Annotated in this window: 1 protein-coding gene; it reads right to left on the reverse strand. The window is 64.8% G+C overall.

Annotated elements, in window-relative coordinates:
* A partial coding sequence (locus tag EN939_RS37385) for a DUF2865 domain-containing protein (RefSeq protein WP_127272148.1) occupies window positions 1–495 on the reverse strand: 495 nt, incomplete at both ends.

Raw genomic sequence — 495 nt, forward strand, 5'->3', positions numbered from 1 at the left:
GTGACGGATGACGTCATCGAGGCCGAATCGTCGTCCATGCCGCGCGAATAGAAAACCTGCATCTCGGTGCCGGGGCAGCTCGATTCGCAATTCTTCTGGTCACGTTCGAAATCGCCTGCCGAGGCTGAGTTCGACATCGGGAAGAAGTAGCCGTCGCAGGTGCGCACACAGGAAGTGTGGAACTCACCGCCGACGCTCGGAAAATCGGGTATGCCGGGCTGGTTGAGCACACGGCGGACATTGCGCTCCTCGCCGGGATCGTCGGGCTGGTTGGGCTCATCAAGCATATCGAGCTGCTGGCTGTTGCCGCCAAAAAGCTGATCGAACAGGTTTGCGCTGCCGCCCTCGCGGTTGGCTTCCTGCAAAGGCGCCCGCCGAGGCGCGACGGCGTCGTCGCGGCAGCCATTGGCGTCAAGCGCCGCCAGGATGCGTCCGCGGTCGCGGCGCGAGCCGCCGCCGGCCAGCCGCTCGCGCTTGTTCTGCAAGGCGTCGAGA

It is taken from the genome of Mesorhizobium sp. M7A.F.Ca.CA.002.05.1.1 (genome assembly GCF_003998335.1).
In the GTDB taxonomy this organism is placed as follows: Bacteria; Pseudomonadota; Alphaproteobacteria; order Rhizobiales; family Rhizobiaceae; genus Mesorhizobium.